Source organism: Paracoccus aestuarii (assembly GCF_028553885.1).
Taxonomy (GTDB): Bacteria; Pseudomonadota; Alphaproteobacteria; order Rhodobacterales; family Rhodobacteraceae; genus Paracoccus; species Paracoccus aestuarii.
The window spans coordinates 156818-172244 of sequence record NZ_CP067169.1; the positions used below are offsets into that span (position 1 = coordinate 156818).

Here is a 15427-nt window from a genome sequence, read left to right on the forward strand (position 1 = left end):
GAGACAGACCATGGCTACGGCTTCTGCCAAACCGATGACCAAGACCCAGCTGGTGGCGACGCTCGCCGAGGAAATGGGTTCGGACAAGAAATCGGCCTCGGCCGCCCTGGACGCGATCGTGGCGATCGTGACCCGCGAAGTCGCCGCCGGCGGTGCCGTGACCCTGCCCGGCATCGGCAAGATCGCCTGCCGCGCCCGCCCGGAACGCCAGGTGCGCAACCCGCAGACCCAGGAAATGATGACCAAGCCGGCCGACAAGCAGGTCAAGGTCACCATCGCCAAGGCGCTGAAGGACAGCGTCAACAGCTGAATCCGCTGCGCCATGCGCCGGATGCAAGGGGGTCGCGCCGCAGGGCGCGGCCCTTTTCGTTTACCTCTTTCGCGGTCCTCTGCGGCCTGCTAGCAATTTGCAGATATTGCAGGAAAGGCCCCCGGCATGGACATTCGCGCGATCCTGATGGGGCTGGCCTTTGCGGTCATGTGGGCATCGGCCTTCACCTCGACCCGGATGATCGTGACCGAGGCGCCGCCGCTGATGGCGCTGTCACTGCGCTTCGCGCTGTCGGGCCTGGTGGGCGTGGCCATCGCGCTGGCCATGGGCGAGACATGGCGCGGCCTGACCCGGGCCCAGTGGCGGGCGGTGGTGGTCCTGGGCCTGTGCCAGAACGCGCTCTATCTGGGGTTGAACTGGACGGCGATGCAATGGATCGAGGCGGGGCTGGCATCCATCATCGCCGCGACCATGCCGCTGATGGTCGCGGCCCTTGGCTGGACCCTGATGGGGGAACGGCTGCGGCCCATGGGCACGGCCGGTCTGGCCTTGGGCGTGGCGGGGGTGGCGATCATCATGGGCGCGCGCCTGCAGGGGGGCAGCGACGTGACCGGCATCGTGATGTGCTTCGTGGCGGCGCTGGCCCTGGCGGTGGCGACGCTGACCGTGCGGGGCGCCAGTTCGGGCGGGAACGTGATGATGGTCGTGGGGCTGCAGATGCTGGTGGGGTCCGTGACCCTGGGCATCCTGGCCCCGTTCCTTGAGACCTGGCAGGTCGCATGGTCGCCGCGCCTGGTTTGGGCCTTCGCCTATACGGTGATCGTGCCGGGGCTGCTGGCGACCTGGGTCTGGTTCCTGCTGGTGGGCCGGATCGGGGCGGTCCGGGCGGCGACCTTCCATTTCCTGACGCCCTTCTTCGGGGTCGCCACCGCCGCCCTGCTGCTGGGCGAGGCGCTTGGCGCGGGCGACGTGCTGGGCGTCGCCATCATCATGGTCGGCATCCTGCTGGTCCAGCTGTCCAAGGCCCCGCCGGTCAAGCGCCCGCCCCCCAGCTAGTCCGCCATCCGCGCCCCGCAGCGCGCCGCCCAGTCCCGGACCGCCGGGCTCAGCTCCATCTGGTCGCCGAACCACAGGAACACCCCCGAACACAGGATGTCGGCTGCCGAAAACTCCTGCCCCAGCAGGAACGGCCCCTGCGCCAGCGCGGCCTCCAGCTGCGCCATCGCGGTGGGCATGTCGCGCAGGCTGGCCTGGATCGCGGGATGGGCGATCCCGACCCAGTCCAGGATCATCACCGGCTCCATCACCCCCTGATAGTGGAACAGCCAGGACAGATAGCGCCCGCGCTGCGGGTGCCCGACCGGCCGGCCGAGCGGCGAATCATGGCGGTCGGTCAGCCACAGCATGATGGCTCCCCGTTCGCGGACATGATCCGCGCCGTCGACCAGATAGGGGACCTTGCCCTCGGGATGCGGATTGGCCGGATCGCGCGCGCCGCTGCCATCCTGGCGGGGAATGGTCACCTCGCGGATCTCGTAGTCATCGGCCACGCCCATCAGGCGCAGCAATGTCATGACCCCGTCCGATCGGCTGTCGGGGGAATGGAAGATCGTCGGCATCGCTTGCCTCCTGTTGTCGACGGGGCCACCATGCGCCCACCCTGCTGACAGAACGAGGCAGCATGTCCCGCACCGACCGCCTGATGCGCCTGATGGATGCGCTGCGCCGCCTGCCCGCGCCGGTCACCGCCGCGCGGCTGGCCGAGGAGAGCGGCGTGTCGCGCCGCCAGCTTTACCGCGACATCGCGACCCTGCGCGCGGGCGGCGCGCTGATCGACGGCGAGGCGGGCGTCGGCTATCGCCTGACCGAGGATCCGGCCCTGCCGCCGCAAAGCTTCTCCCGCCTGGAAATCGAGGCGCTGCGCCTGTCGGTCGAGGCCTTGGCGGGGATCGGCGATCCGGCGCTGGTCGCGGCGGGGCAGGGCGCGCTGGCCCGGATCGTCGCGACCTTGCCCCAGGGGCAGGCCCGCCACGCCCAGCACGCGATCCTGCGCGCCTTCACCACGCCGCCGCGGCGCGCCCTGCCGCAGGTCGATCTGGCCCTGCTGCGCGCCGCCTGCTGGGACGAGGCCGCGCTGCGCATCGCCTATACCGACCGGCAGGGGCGGCTGACGCATCGGGTGATCTGGCCCTTGGCCCTGTCCTATACCGATCGCAGCCTGATGCTGCTGGCCCATTGCCGCATGCGGATGGATTTCCGCATCTTTCACGCGGCGGGCATCACCGAGGCCGCGCGGACCGGCGACGGCTTTCGCCCGCGCCGGGTGGCGCTGGTGCGCGATTACGCGGCGGCGCGGGCGGCGGAACACCGGCAGGCCGCCTGCGTTGAGCCTGCTTCATAGGGGGGTGATCCCAGACCCATGCGCGCCGACCAGATCCTGCACCCGACCGAGGCGGGCCTCTATTGCCCGCCGGGCGATTTCTTCATCGACCCGGTGCGCCCGGTGCTGCGGGCGCTGATCACGCATGGCCATGGCGATCATGCGCGGTCCGGCCATGGCGCGGTCATGGCGACGCAGCAGACGCTGGACATCATGGCGATCCGCTATGGCGAGGATTTCACCGCCAGCCGCCAGCCCGCCGAGGGCGTCATGCGGATCGGCGATGTGCGGGTCAGCTTTCATCCGGCGGGCCATATCCTCGGCTCGGCCCAGATTGCGGTCATGCCGGATAGCGGGCCCAAGATTGTCGTCTCGGGCGATTACTGCCGCGCGCCGAACCCCGTCTGCGCGCCCTACGAGCCGGTGCCCTGCGACATCTTTGTGACCGAGGCGACCTTCGGCCTGCCGGTCTTTCGCCACCCCGACCCGCTGCTGGAGATGGAACGCCTGAAGGCCAGCATGGCGGAATTTCCCGAACGCCCGCATCTGATCGGGGCCTATGCGCTTGGCAAGGCGCAGCGCGTCATCGCGCTGGCGCGGCAGGCGGGCATCGACGGTCCCATCGCCATCCACGGCGCGCTGGAACGGCTGAGCCGGTTCCACGTGGAACAGGGGATCGACCTTGGCCCGATGGTCCCGGCCACCGCCGATCAGGTGGATGCGCAGCTGGTCGTGGCCCCGCCCTCGGCCTTTGCCAGCGCATGGGTGCAGCGGTTCCGCGACCCGGTGATCGGCTTCGCCTCGGGCTGGATGGCGGTCCGGGCGCGGGCCCGCCAGCGTGGGGTGGAGCTGCCCTTGGTCATCAGCGACCATGTGGACTGGCCGCAGGTCACCCAGACCATCCGCGAGCTGAACCCCGAGGAGGTCTGGATCACCCATGGCACCGAGGACGGGTTGATGCGCTGGTGCGCGCTGGAGGGCCGCACCGCCCGCCCCCTGCGCCTTGTCGGCTATGAGGACGAGCCGGAATGAGGGCTTTCGCCACCCTGCTGGAACGGCTGGCCTTCACGCCTGCCAGAAACGCCAAGCTGCGCATCCTGCGCCACTATCTGGAACAGACCCCCGACCCGGATCGCGGCTATGCCTTGGCCGCGCTGACCGGCAATCTGAAGCTGCGCGCCGTCACGCCTGGCCTGCTGCGCGGGCTGATGACTGACCGGATCGACGGGCAGCTTTTCGCGCTGTCCTATGATTTCGTGGGCGATCTGGCCGAGACCATCGCGCTTTTGTGGGATGCCGAGGCCGATGAGGACATGCCCCTGCGCGATGCGGTCGCCCTGCTGCGGGATACCGGGCGCGCGGCCCTGCCTGCGGCGATCACGGCGGCCTTGGACCGCCTTGGGCCGTCGCAGCGGCTGGCCTTCCTGAAGCTGGCCACTGGCAACATGCGCGTGGGCCTGTCGGCGCGCATGGCCCGCATGGCCTTGGCCGAGATGGGCACCCCCGAGGTCAAGGATCTCGAGGAGATCTGGCACGGCCTGACCCCGCCCTATCAGCCGCTGTTTGACTGGATCGCGGGCGGGGATCGGCCCGAACAGGCGGCCCGCGCGCCCTTCCGGCCCGTGATGCTGTCCACGCCCGTCGATCTGGATCAGCTGCGCGACTTTGATCCGGGGGATTACATCGCCGAATGGAAATGGGACGGCATCCGCGTGCAGGCGATCAACGATCAGGGCACGCGCCGCCTCTATTCCCGCACCGGAGAGGACGTGTCCGCCGCCTTTCCCGACGTGATCGAGGCGCTGAATTTCGACGGCGCGCTGGATGGCGAGCTGCTGATCCGGCGCGGCGCGCAAGTGGCGCCCTTCGGCGATCTGCAGAAACGCCTCGGCCGCAAGGCGGTCAGCCGGGCGATGCTGGACAGCCACCCGGCTGTGATGCGGGTCTATGACGCACTGATCTGGCAGGGGCGCGACCTGCGCGACCTGCCCTTGGTCGAACGCCGCGCGGTGCTGGAGGGCGCCGATCTGGGCGATCTGCGGCTGGACCTGTCGCCGGTCCTGGAGTTTGAAACCTGGGACGATCTGGCCGCCCTGCGGGCCGACCCGCCAAGCGTGGTGATCGAGGGGATCATGCTGAAGCGCCGCGACAGCGCCTATGTCGGCGGCCGCCCGCGCGGGCCGTGGTTCAAGTGGAAACGCGATCCGATGGTGGTGGATGCGGTGATGCTCTATGCGCAGCGCGGGCATGGCAAGCGGTCGGGATTTTACAGCGACTTCACCTTCGGCCTGTGGGACGGGGACCAGCTGGTGCCGGTCGGCAAGGCCTATTTCGGCTTCACCGATGAGGAGCTGCGCGACCTGGACCGCTTCGTGCGCCAGAACACGACCGAACGCTTCGGCCCGGTCCGGGCGGTCGCCCCCAAGCTGGTCCTGGAGGTCGCCTTCGAGGGGCTGAACGAATCCGCGCGCCATAAATCCGGCGTCGCCATGCGCTTTCCCCGCATCAGCCGCATCCGGTGGGACAAGCCCGCGCCCGAGGCCGACCGCATCGAGACCCTGCGCGGGATGATCCCGTGACCCTGCCCCAGGCCTTCCGGGACTGGTTCGCGGGTCAGGGCTGGCAGCCCCATCCCCATCAGCTGGCGCTGCTGGAGGCGGATCGCGACAGCCTGCTGGTCGCCCCCACCGGCGGCGGCAAGACCTTGGCCGGGTTCCTGCCCAGCTTGGTCGATCTGGTGGATGCGGGGCCGGGGCTGCACACACTCTATGTCTCGCCGCTGAAGGCGCTGACGGCGGATATCGCGCGCAACCTGTCGCGCCCCGTGGCCGATCTGGGGCTGGAGATCCGCATCGAGGACCGCACCGGCGACACGCGCCCCGCGCAGCGCGCCCGCCAGCGGGTCGATCCGCCGCATATCCTGCTGACCACGCCGGAATCGCTGGCGCTGATGCTGTCCTATCCGCAGGCCCCGCAGATCTTCGGCAGCCTGCGCCGGGTGGTGCTGGACGAACTGCACGCGCTTGCCGAAAACAAGCGCGGCGACCAGCTGATGCTGTGCCTAGCGCGGCTGCGGAGCCTCGCCCCCGGTCTGATCGCCACGGGGCTTTCGGCCACGGTCGAGGACCCGGACGCGCTGGCCCGCTTCATGGGGGGCGCGCAGGTGATCCATGCCGATCCCGGCCCCGATCCCGACATCGCCATGCTGCCCACCCGCCGCGCGCCGCCTTGGGCCGGGGCGGGCGGCCATTACGCCGTCCCCGACGTGCTGGAGGCCATCGCGGGCGCACGCACCACCATCGTTTTCATCAACACCCGCGCCCAGGCCGAGCTGTTCTTCCAAGCGCTCTGGGCCGCGAATGACGCGAACCTGCCCATCGGCTTGCATCACGGCAGCCTCGCGCGCGAGGCCCGCCAGCGGGTCGAGGCCGCCATGGCCGCGGGCGAATTGCGCGCCGTCGTGGCCACCGGCAGCCTCGATCTGGGCATCGATTGGGGCGCGGTGGACCTGGTGATCCAGGTCGGCGCGCCGCGCAACGTCAAGCGGCTGGTCCAGCGGATCGGGCGGGCGAACCACCGCTACAACGCGCCCTCCAAGGCCCGGATCGTGCCCGCCAACCGCTTCGAGGTGATCGAATGCGTCGCCGCCCTTCAGGCCGTGACCGAGCGCGATCTGGACGGCGATCCGCGCGGGCCGGGGCCGCTGGATGTCCTCTGCCAGCATATCCTGCTGACCGCCTGCGCAGCCCCCTTCGATGCCGACGACCTGTTCCGCGAGGTTCGCGAGGCGGGCCCCTATCGCGCCCTCTCGCGGACCGATTTCGACGCCTGCCTGGAATTCGCGGCGACGGGGGGCTATGCGCTGCGCGCCTATGACCGCTGGCAGCGGCTGATGCTGCGTGACGGGTTCTGGCGCCTGCGCGACCCGCGTGCGGCGCGCGATCTGCGCATGAATATCGGCACCATCGTCGAGGCCGAGATGCTCAAGGTCCGCTTCCGCGGCCGCGGCGGCGCCCCCCTGGGCGAGGTCGAGGAAAGCTTTGCCGCGACGCTGCTGCCCGGCGACACCTTCCTGATCGGCGGCCAGACCGTCCGCTATGACGGGCTGCGCGAGATGACGGTCGAGGTGACGAAACAGCCCGCCAAGGAGCCGCGCATCGCGGTCTTCTCCGGCATCAAGCTGGCCACATCCACCCAGCTGTCGCACAGGGTCCAAGCGCTGATCGGCGATCCGGCCGCCCATGCCGCCCTGCCCCCGGACACCCGCGACTGGTTGGCCATGCAGGCCCGCGTCAGCACGCTGCCCCGCGACGGCGTGCTGGTCAGCGAGAGCTTCATCCACCAGAACCGCTGGCATTTCGCGCTCTATGGCTTCGCGGGGCGCAACGCGCTGCAGACCTTGGGCCTGTTGATGACCCGCCTGATGGAGGAGGCGGGCCTGGCCCCCTTGGGCTTTCTGGCCACCGATTACGCGCTGCTGGTCTGGTCGCTGGAGCCTGTGACCGACCCCGCCGCGCTTCTGGACCCCGAGGGCCTGCGCGAGGGGCTGGGCGAATGGCTGGCGGGCAATGCGGTGATGAAGCGGACCTTCCGCAATGTCGCGGTGATCGCGGGGCTGATCCAGCGCAACATGCCGGGCACGCGCAAATCCGGGCGGCAGGCGACGTTTTCCAGCGACATCCTCTATGACACGCTGCGGAAATACGATCCCGACCACCTGATGCTGCGGATCACCGCCGAGGAGGCGCGCCGGGGCCTTGTGGATTTTGGCCGGATCGAGGAGATGCTGTCCCATTCGCCGCATCGCGACCACCGGATGCTGGACCGCGTATCCCCCTTCGCCGCGCCGCTGCTGCTGGAGGTCGGGCGCGTGCCCATCGCGGGCCAAGGCCGGGAACGCCTGGCCGAGGCCGAGGCGGCGGCCCTGATGGCCGAGGCAGGATTGAGCGAGACGTGACCGACCACCCCTTCGATTTCGCGGGCCAGGCGCTGCTGGCCCGGCCCTCGGGCGCGCTGTTCTGGCCGGCGCGGCGCTGGCTGATCCTGGCCGACCTGCATCTGGGCAAGGCCGAACGCATGGCCCGGCGCGGCGGCGCCCTGCTGCCCCCCTATGAGACCCGCGCCTCGCTGGACCGGATGGAGGCCGAGATCGCCGCCACCGATCCCAGCACCGTGGTCAGCCTGGGCGACGGCTTCGACGACGATGCGGCGGGCCAGGCGCTGGATGACGAGACCTGCGCCCGGCTGGCCGCGATGGCCGCCGGGCGGCGCTGGATCTGGGTGGCGGGCAATCACGATCCGGGCCGGATCTGCGCGCGCCTGCCGGGCGAAAGCCTGGATCAGATCCGCGACGGCCTGACCCTGCGCCACGAGGCGTTGGCGGGGCAGGGGCCCGACATCTCGGGGCATTACCACCCCTGCATCCGGCTGGCCGGACAGCGGCGGCGCTGTTTCCTGGTCGGGCGCGACCACCTGATCCTGCCCGCCTTCGGCACCTATACGGGCGGGCTGGAGGTCACCGACCGCGCCTTGGCCGCGCTGGTCCCGCAGGGCATCGCCATCGCCTGCACCGCCCGCGCCCTGCCGGTGCCGGTGGGCATGTGGCCATGATCTCCACCCATTGGGCCGGGGTCTTGCCCTAAGCGGCGTTGACGAAAGGGATTCACGGGGTGGGCTGATCGTGATTCAAGCTGGTATCTGCGATGAAGGCCAGCTTGGCACGAGACCTGATTTCGGATGAGGAATGGGCGTTTTACGAGTGCTTCATTCTGGCCGTGCGCGCCCCGAACGGACGCAAGCCCGCAAATCACCGCGTTGTTCTGGAGTGAGGCATGAGCCGCCACTGGTTCAAGGCCATGCCGAGCGCGGACCGGCTCTCCCTGGCGTGACCTCCCGTAAGAGTTCGTGAAGTGTTCCAGTGTCTACCGCCAGTTCCGGCGCTGGACCTTGGCGGGGTTGTGAGAGCAGATCCTCGAAGCGCCGAACGAAAGTCGTATCGTGCCGGATGCGCTCCAGATGATCGACAGCGCTGTGATCCGCCCCCTCATCAGGCAGCGGGCGCCAAAGGGGGACACCAAGACAGGGTTCTGGCCGTTCGAGAACGTCCGGTGGGAAAACGATCCACTGGATCGTTTTCTGGACCACCTCCCATTTTCACGACCAAGGTCCACCTGCACGTCAATGCTGCCGGGCTGCCAATGAGTTCGGACATCGCGCCGGGACAGACATCGGGCTACCTGGGCTTTGCTCTGGTCATGAACGACAACCTGCCGGAGCCTTGTATCCCGCTGGCCGATCGCAGCCATGACTTCGACAAGGTTCGCAAAGCCTTGGAGGCGCGCAGCATCCTGCCGGTGGTCCCGATGCGAACTGAACCGCACCGGGTTTGCCAGAGGCTCCAACTCCTGAGTAGCAAATGTGTTTCAGGCGGGGGCGTCCCGATACGGCGTTCTGGCTTTGTCATCGCATTGAGAACGGTCAGCAGCTTGCGGGCGCAGGCCGCGATGACCAGCTTTCGTGGTTTTTCCGGCGGCGATGAGCCGCTCTTTGAAGGCCCGGAAGACTGGATCGAACCTGCTGGCGGTGAGGGCTGCGAGATAGAGGCACCGGCGTAGCGATCCACGTCCGCCCCATATGCTGCGCTTGCCGCGTTGGTGTCCTGAATCATTCGCGTGTGGCGCCAACCCCGCGAGAGCGGCGACCCGCCGTCGATCGAGCTGACCAAGTTCAGGGAGTTGTGCGATCAGAGTGGCCGAGACGACAGGTCCGATCCCCTTGACGCTGCGAAGACGCACCGCTTGATCGCGCAGCTCGTCCTGGCTTTGGATCACGGTTTCCTTCTCTGCTTCGACTTTCGCCAGGCCGCCCTGCAAGGCCCGGATGTGCTATAGGAGGCTGCGTCGGATCCATTGGTCCTGTGTGATTCTCAACTGGTTCTTCTCTGCGACGATCATGGCGGTGATGTCGTTGCGGTGGGCGGTCAGGTCAGACAAACGCTGGCGTTCGGCAGAGTGAGGGTGAGCTGGAACCAGCTGGAGCGCTCTCCCCATCTCGGCCAGAGCCTGCCCATCGACACGGTCACTCTTGGCCAGACGCCCTGTGGCACGAGCAAATTCTCGGGCCTGCCGAGGGTTCACGCAAGCCGCCTGGCCCCAAGCTTCCGAGAGGGCTGCGATGATCGGTCGCTCATATCCACCTGACGCCTCGAGAACGACAATGGATTGGCCAGCGGCAAGTGCGAACCTGCGCAACGACCTGCTGTCGGATTGGACCTGCATCGGTTTCGTTCCGGTCTTTTGAGAGCGATAGTCGTCATCAAGGAGACCGGATATGGCATTCGCAGCCGAAAGTTCAGGCGCACCACCGACAGCGATCACGCCTTCAACATCGCGCCCAATCTCCTGCAGCAGGATTTCACGGCGAGCGGGCCGAACCAGAAGGGGGCTGGTGACATCACCGTCGCCATTGTCGCTCGGACCGATGGCGCAACAATGGCGACTCTGGACGCGCGAGGGGTGGGTTTATCTGGCCGTGATCATCGATCTCTTCTCAAGGCGGGTCGTGGGCTGGGCCATCAGCAACCGCATGAAGCAGGATCTGGCCTTGCGGGCCCTGAACATGGCGATCGCGATCCGAAGGCCACCACCAGGTTGCATTCATCACACGGATCGCGGGTCGCAATACTGCGCTCACGACTATCAGAAGCTGCTGCGCAAGCACGGGTTCAAGGTGTCGATGAGCGGGAAAGGCAACTGCTATGACAATTCCGCCGTCGAGAGCTTCTTCAAGTCGCTCAAGGCCGAACTCGTCTGGCGCCGCAACTGGCAAACCCGTCGCGAGGTCGAGATCGCCCTCTTCGAATACATCAACGGCTTCTACAATCCGCGCCGGAAACACTCAGCCCTCGGCTGCAAATCACCCGTGGCCTTCGAACAAAGGGCCGCTTAACATGAGCGCCTGACCGGAACAGAGCCGGCGCAGGTCCAGTTGGAATCCTTTCATGCCGGGAGCGTATAGGGTCGAACACGTCGATCCAGTCTTTCGCGACGTCGACGCCGATATAGGTGTGGGGCAAATTCACTGTCCTGTCCTTGATCTGCGGGGTCGGCACTAAAGCGCCACTTGCAACTGTTCAGGTTCACGTGGCGGCTGCGCAGATAGGCCCCATGCTACTCAGCGGGATCGTCCTCCCTGGGATGGAACGGGGTCCCAACTTCAGGTCCCAGTATGCCCGGCCTTGCACAGACAAGGATGGAGCATCATGAGCAAGACAACGAACAAATTTTCCTCAGAAGTTCGTGAACGCGCGGTGCGGTTTGTTCGGGACAATGAGGGTCAGCATGGATCTCGGTGGCAGGCGGTCATGTCAATTTCGACGAAGATCGGCTGTGCGCCGCAGGCCCTGAACGATTGGGTCCAGAAGGCCGAGGTTGATAGCGGCAAACGTCTCGGCATCTCCAGCGAGATGTCCGAGAAGGTGAAGGCGCTGGAATGCGAGAACCGCGAGCTGCGCCAGGGTGAGGAGGATCAGAAAACAGTCCGGCGGCCTGTTTTCCCGACGAACGAGATCCTTCGCAAGGCGTCAGCATATTTTGCGATGGCGGAGCTCGACCGTCGGTCGAAGTGACGGTGGGTTTCATCGACGCGCAACGGGATGCGCACGGGGCTTGGCCATCGCGACGCCATCGGTCCGACCCCGATAGAGAAGGCCGATCTGCAGCCTCCTGCCGATCGCCCCGTGCTGGCTCTATGTCGCTGCAGTCCTGGACCTGTTCTCCCGCCGCGTGGTCGGCTGGTCGACGAAGGCCGAGAGGGATGCCACGCTGGTCATGGATGCTCTGATGATGGCCGTCTGGCGCCGCGGCAAGGCGAACGCGGCGTCTGAACCCCACGTTGCGTGGCTGACGCGCTGCTGCGAAGTCCTTTTCATCGGCTGATGGGGAGTGCGTTTCGCAATGTGTGCCAAGAATTCGTTTCTCACCTCCCTGGGCGTGGAGATTTATGCCTCTGGTCATCGGCGGTGGCCGGATGAGGTGAAGGCTCGGGTGGTCGCCGATACACTGCAGCCGGGGGCCACGGTAAACGCAGTGGCGGATCACTATGGAGTGCAGCCGAACCAGGTATCGGCGTGGCGGCGGCTGGCCAAGCAGGGCAAGCTGGTGCTGCCAGCCATCTTGGCCGAAGAGCCGGTCTTTGCGTCGCTGGTGGTTTGCGATACACCGCCTGCTGTCCATTCCTACGACGGGCGCGCTGCGGACGAGGGGATCAGGATCATTATCGGGGAGGTGAGGCTTGAGCTGGCCGCGGACACGCCCGCCGTTCGGCTGGCCGAGATTGTCCGTGCTCTTGGAGCCGCGCCGTGCTGATGCCGTCGCAGGGCATGCGGATCCTGGTGGCGACCAAGCCGGTGGACTTCAGGAAGGGGCACGACGGATTGGCAGCCTTGGCGCAGTCGATGCTGGCGGAAGACCCTTTCACCGGCACGATCTTTGTGTTCCGCTCGAAGCGCGCCGACAGGCTGAAGATCCTGTTCTGGGACGGCAGCGGGCTGGTGATGGCTTACAAGCGCCTTGAGGCCGACAGCTTCACCTGGCCGGCCATCCGGGACGGGGCCATGACCTTGAGCCGAACGCAGTTCGAGGCGCTTTTTGCCGGCCTCGACTGGCGGCGGATCCGGCCTCTGGAGACCCCAAAGCCAGCCGTTGCAGAATGACCTGAATGCAATAAAAACGTTCAACTACAGTCGGATCAGGGTATGATGACTTCATGTCCGCCGCTCCGTCCATCGACCTGTCCGCCATCCCCGAAAGCCAGCGCGCCGCTGCTCTTGCCGTCGCTTGCGTGAACGGGACGCGCTGCAGGAAACCAACCGGCGGCTGGAGCATCTGATCGCCGAGCTGAACCAGGTCTTGCATGGCAAACGCTCCGAGAAGCTGAACGACGACGAGCGTCAGCTGGCTTTCGAGGATCTGGAAACCGCGTTGGCCGATCTTGGGCGCGCATCGCATCCCTGATCGCCACCGCAAAGGTCAACGGCGTCGAACCCTTCGCCTACCTCAAGGCAACCCTGGAAGCGGTGGCAGCCGGCCATCCTCAGGCAAAGATCGACGACCTGCTGCCCTGGAACTTCAACCCGTCAAGCTGAAACCAGGTGAGGCGGCGCCGCCTCTTACAGAGAACTGGCGGGTCTATGGGGTTCGGAAAGTCTGGCGGCGGCTAGGTCGTGAGGGCTTCGATGTAGACCGCTACACAATTGCGAGATTGATGAAAGACGTGGGTATTCAGGCATTATCAGGGGAAAGCCGCATCGGACGACGATCCCTGACAGGAAGGCGCCGTGTCTGCCGGACAAGGTGAACCGCCAGTTCCGTGTCCCGGCACCGAACATGCTGTGGGGTCGTCCATTGTGGCGCCATTGGTTCAAGCCCAATGGACGACGATTTTACCTATGTCGCCACATGGAAGGGCTTCGTCTATGTCGCCATTCGTCGGGAAAACAGTCCACTGGACTGTTTTCTGACCCTCCTCATTCATCGATGCCTATGCCTGTAAGATCGTTGGCTGGCGCGCCAGCAGCTCTGCGCATATGCGACGCTCGAATGGGTGGACTGGTTGGCGTTGTTGCAGAACTCCAGCCTGCCGCGGGATTCACGCGGGCGGGCTGGTAGGGTAAGCGTCTCGGCATGAGCAAACCTGACGCGGCCCGCTACCGTATGACGAACTGGAAGTCCTACAACGAGGCTTTGAGGCGGCGTGGATCGCCACTGATCTGGATGGACAAGGACATGGTGTGGCTGGCGAACAAGGCGGGTCGTCGTGGTCGCCCGCCGGTGTTCTCGGATGCGGCCATCCAGTTCTGCCTGTTGGTGAAGGTGCTCTTCGGGCTGCCGCTTCGGCAGACAACCGGAACGGTGGCCAGCATCCTGGAGATGGCCGAGCTCGACTGGCCCGTGCCGGACTTCTCCACCATGAGCCGCAGACAAAAAACCCTCACTGTCCAGATATCCTGCCGGCGCGCACCAGGTCCTCTGAACCTGCTGGTGGACAGCACCGGGATCAAGTTTCTCGGCGATGGAGAATGGCTGGCGCGCAAGCATGGCACCCACCGCAAGCGCCAGTATCGCAAGGTCCACCTGGCAATGGATACAGCCACCGGCGACATTCGGGCGGTGGAGTTCACTTCCAGCCGCGAAGGCGACGGTCCTGCGCTATCTGACCTTCTGAAGCAGATCCCACCGGAGGGGCTGGTCGGCACCGTGACCGGCGACGGTGCCTTCGACACCCGGCGATGCCACACCGCAATCGTGGACCGTGGCGGCACGGCCATCATCCCGATCCGGAAGAATGGTCGCCTCTGGAAGGAGGACTGCCCTGCCGCTCGCGCTTGCAACGACATCCTCCGGGCGACCAAACGTTTCGGTCGGGCGAACTGGAAGGTCTGGTCCGGCTATTACGTCCGAAGTCGGATCGAGGCAAGGATGCGCTGCCTCAAATCCTTCGGTGAGCGCATCGCCTCGCAAGACCCCGACAGACAAGCGGCCGAGATCTACATCCGCGTCGCGCTCATGAACCGCTTCAACGCACCCGGCACCGCCAAAATCGAGCGCCTGGCCTGAGCTTAATGGGTAAGGGAGAGCCCTGCTCCGACGCCGAGTTCTGCAACAATGCCCAACAACGCCCATGAAAATTGCTTTTCGAAAGCATGCTTTCGAGTTGTCCAAGGCGCGGGCCGGGCGTAGTCTGGCGCTCAGTCGAATGTCAGGGACCGAACCGATGAAACCTGCCCAAGCGCCCCGCCGATCCCTTCTGCCGCTGCTGGTCCTGGCCGTTCTGGCCGGGCTGGTCATCGGTGCCGTCTGGTGGGCGACGCGCCCCGGACCCCTGCTGATCCAGGGCGAGGTCGCGGCCCCGCGGGTCGATGTCTCGGCCCGCACCTCGGGCCGGGTCATGCGGATCGAGGCCGATCTGGGCCAGCGGATCGAGGGCGGCCAGCTGCTGGCCGAACTGTCGAACCCGCAGCTGGTCACCGCCCATGCCGCCGCGGCATCAGGCCTGGAGGTCGCCCGCGCATCCGAGGCCGCGGCCGGCGCCACCCGCCCCGAGGTGATCCGCGCCCGCGAGGCCGAGCTGGCCGCCGCCCAGGCCGATCTGCGCCTGGCCGAGGAGCAGCTGGGCCGCGACACCGGCCTGTCGCAGCAGGGGTTGCGCCCGCAGGCGGCGCTGGACCAGTCGACGCGCAACCTCGACGCCGCCGCAGGCCGGGTCGAGGCCGCCGAGGCGCAGCTGGACCTGGCCCGGGCCGGGGCCTCGCCCGAGGAACGCGAGGTCGCCGCGGCCCAGGTCGCCCAGGCCGAGGCCGCGCTGGCCCAACGCCAGGCCGATCTGGACGAATTGCGGATCTTCGCGCCCATGTCGGGCGAGATCTCGGGCCGCACCATCGAGCTGGGCGAGAATGTCGGGCCGGGCGCGCCGCTCTTCACCATCGTCGATCTGGATCAGGCCTGGTTCACCTTCAACCTGCGCGAGGATCTGCTGGCGGGGCTGGAGATGGGTGACCGGCTGACCATCCGCATCCCCGCCCTGGATGCCGAGGCCGAGGCCGAGATCACCCTGATCAACGTGCAGGGCCAGTTCGCCAGCTGGCGCGCGACCCGCGCGACGGGCGATTTCGACCTGCGCAGCTTCGAGCTGCGGGCCCGGCCCGTCGCGCCGCTGGAGGGTCTGCGCCCCGGCATGTCCGCCCTGATCCAGCTGGACCGCTAGGGCCATGCTGGCCG

General features: G+C 67.0%; 16 protein-coding genes, 5 pseudogenes and 1 other annotated feature. Of the genes and pseudogenes, 18 read left to right on the forward strand and 3 right to left on the reverse strand.

Annotated features, from left to right (window positions below; translation table 11 throughout):
* The first annotated feature begins 10 nt into the window (after positions 1 to 10).
* Positions 11 to 310 carry an HU family DNA-binding protein gene (locus tag JHW48_RS00775; RefSeq protein WP_119885256.1) on the forward strand — a complete coding sequence of 100 codons (300 nt, stop codon included), beginning with the start codon at positions 11 to 13 and terminating at the stop codon, positions 308 to 310.
* Positions 311 to 436: 126 nt separating this feature from the next.
* Positions 437 to 1327: a DMT family transporter gene (locus JHW48_RS00780; RefSeq protein WP_119885257.1), complete on the forward strand. Its 891-nt coding sequence runs from the start codon at positions 437 to 439 to the stop codon at positions 1325 to 1327.
* On the opposite strand, the gene JHW48_RS00785 is transcribed toward JHW48_RS00780, so the two are convergent.
* Positions 1324 to 1890, reverse strand: coding sequence for a glutathione S-transferase family protein (locus JHW48_RS00785; protein ID WP_119885258.1), 567 nt, complete (start codon positions 1888 to 1890; stop codon positions 1324 to 1326). The two genes, JHW48_RS00780 and JHW48_RS00785, sit on opposite strands and share 4 nt — an antisense overlap.
* Positions 1891 to 1952: 62 nt before the next feature.
* Between JHW48_RS00785 and JHW48_RS00790 the strand changes: the two genes are divergently transcribed.
* From JHW48_RS00790 to JHW48_RS00815, 6 genes and pseudogenes are all read left to right on the forward strand, one after another.
* Positions 1953 to 2672 (forward strand): helix-turn-helix transcriptional regulator, encoded by a 720-nt coding sequence (locus JHW48_RS00790; protein WP_119885259.1) that lies wholly within the window; start codon positions 1953 to 1955, stop codon positions 2670 to 2672.
* Between the two features lie 18 nt (positions 2673 to 2690).
* Complete coding sequence (locus JHW48_RS00795) at positions 2691 to 3683, forward strand: ligase-associated DNA damage response exonuclease (protein WP_119885260.1); 993 nt, start codon at positions 2691 to 2693, stop codon at positions 3681 to 3683.
* The gene (locus JHW48_RS00800; protein ID WP_119885261.1) at positions 3680 to 5230 is read left to right on the forward strand and encodes a cisplatin damage response ATP-dependent DNA ligase; all 1551 of its coding nucleotides are present in this window, start codon (positions 3680 to 3682) and stop codon (positions 5228 to 5230) included. The genes JHW48_RS00795 and JHW48_RS00800 overlap by 4 nt, the downstream gene beginning before the upstream one ends.
* Positions 5227 to 7608: a ligase-associated DNA damage response DEXH box helicase gene (locus tag JHW48_RS00805; protein WP_119885262.1), complete on the forward strand. Its 2382-nt coding sequence runs from the start codon at positions 5227 to 5229 to the stop codon at positions 7606 to 7608. Before JHW48_RS00800 ends, JHW48_RS00805 begins: the two co-directional genes overlap by 4 nt.
* The gene (gene pdeM / locus JHW48_RS00810; protein ID WP_119885263.1) at positions 7605 to 8261 is read left to right on the forward strand and encodes a ligase-associated DNA damage response endonuclease PdeM; all 657 of its coding nucleotides are present in this window, start codon (positions 7605 to 7607) and stop codon (positions 8259 to 8261) included. Before JHW48_RS00805 ends, pdeM begins: the two co-directional genes overlap by 4 nt.
* Positions 8262 to 8353: 92 nt before the next feature.
* Positions 8354 to 9019, forward strand: a pseudogene (locus JHW48_RS00815) (transposase); the annotation flags it as partial.
* A gap of 54 nt (positions 9020 to 9073) precedes the next feature.
* Here the strand turns inward: JHW48_RS00815 and JHW48_RS18605 are convergent.
* Positions 9074 to 9481: a transposase gene (locus JHW48_RS18605; RefSeq protein ID WP_419182422.1), complete on the reverse strand. Its 408-nt coding sequence runs from the start codon at positions 9479 to 9481 to the stop codon at positions 9074 to 9076.
* A gap of 54 nt (positions 9482 to 9535) precedes the next feature.
* Positions 9536 to 9928, reverse strand: coding sequence for an IS110 family transposase (locus tag JHW48_RS18610; RefSeq protein WP_119885265.1), 393 nt, complete (start codon positions 9926 to 9928; stop codon positions 9536 to 9538).
* On the opposite strand from JHW48_RS18610, the pseudogene JHW48_RS00820 reads away from it, so the two are divergent.
* From JHW48_RS00820 to JHW48_RS00865, 10 genes and pseudogenes are all read left to right on the forward strand, one after another.
* Positions 9911 to 10598, forward strand: a pseudogene (locus tag JHW48_RS00820) (IS3 family transposase); the annotation flags it as partial. The gene JHW48_RS18610 and the pseudogene JHW48_RS00820 sit on opposite strands and share 18 nt — an antisense overlap.
* 313 nt (positions 10599 to 10911) lie before the next feature.
* Positions 10912 to 11274 (forward strand): annotated as a pseudogene (locus tag JHW48_RS00825) (transposase); the annotation flags it as partial.
* Positions 11235 to 11349: a sequence feature (AL1L pseudoknot), on the forward strand. It overlaps the preceding pseudogene by 40 nt.
* 43 nt (positions 11350 to 11392) lie before the next feature.
* A pseudogene (locus tag JHW48_RS00830) lies at positions 11393 to 11527 on the forward strand (DDE-type integrase/transposase/recombinase); the annotation flags it as partial.
* 66 nt (positions 11528 to 11593) lie between these two features.
* A complete protein-coding gene (gene tnpA / locus JHW48_RS00835) occupies positions 11594 to 12016 on the forward strand; it encodes an IS66-like element accessory protein TnpA (protein ID WP_239441404.1) in 423 nt (140 codons plus the stop codon).
* A 14-nt stretch (positions 12017 to 12030) separates the two neighbouring features.
* A complete protein-coding gene (gene tnpB, locus JHW48_RS00840; protein ID WP_272835683.1) occupies positions 12031 to 12363 on the forward strand; it encodes an IS66 family insertion sequence element accessory protein TnpB in 333 nt (110 codons plus the stop codon).
* Positions 12364 to 12487: 124 nt separating this feature from the next.
* Positions 12488 to 12664, forward strand: coding sequence for a transposase domain-containing protein (locus JHW48_RS18615; protein WP_419182398.1), 177 nt, complete (start codon positions 12488 to 12490; stop codon positions 12662 to 12664).
* Positions 12664 to 12795: a transposase domain-containing protein gene (locus JHW48_RS00850; protein ID WP_419182423.1), complete on the forward strand. Its 132-nt coding sequence runs from the start codon at positions 12664 to 12666 to the stop codon at positions 12793 to 12795. Before JHW48_RS18615 ends, JHW48_RS00850 begins: the two co-directional genes overlap by 1 nt.
* A gap of 29 nt (positions 12796 to 12824) precedes the next feature.
* A pseudogene (locus JHW48_RS00855) lies at positions 12825 to 13236 on the forward strand (IS3 family transposase); the annotation flags it as partial.
* 97 nt (positions 13237 to 13333) lie between these two features.
* On the forward strand, positions 13334 to 14266 hold the full coding sequence (locus JHW48_RS00860) for an IS5 family transposase (RefSeq protein ID WP_119885268.1): 933 nt from the start codon (positions 13334 to 13336) through the stop codon (positions 14264 to 14266).
* Positions 14267 to 14423: 157 nt separating this feature from the next.
* Positions 14424 to 15413 carry an HlyD family secretion protein gene (locus JHW48_RS00865; RefSeq protein WP_119885269.1) on the forward strand — a complete coding sequence of 330 codons (990 nt, stop codon included), beginning with the start codon at positions 14424 to 14426 and terminating at the stop codon, positions 15411 to 15413.
* Positions 15414 to 15427: the final 14 nt, after the last annotated feature.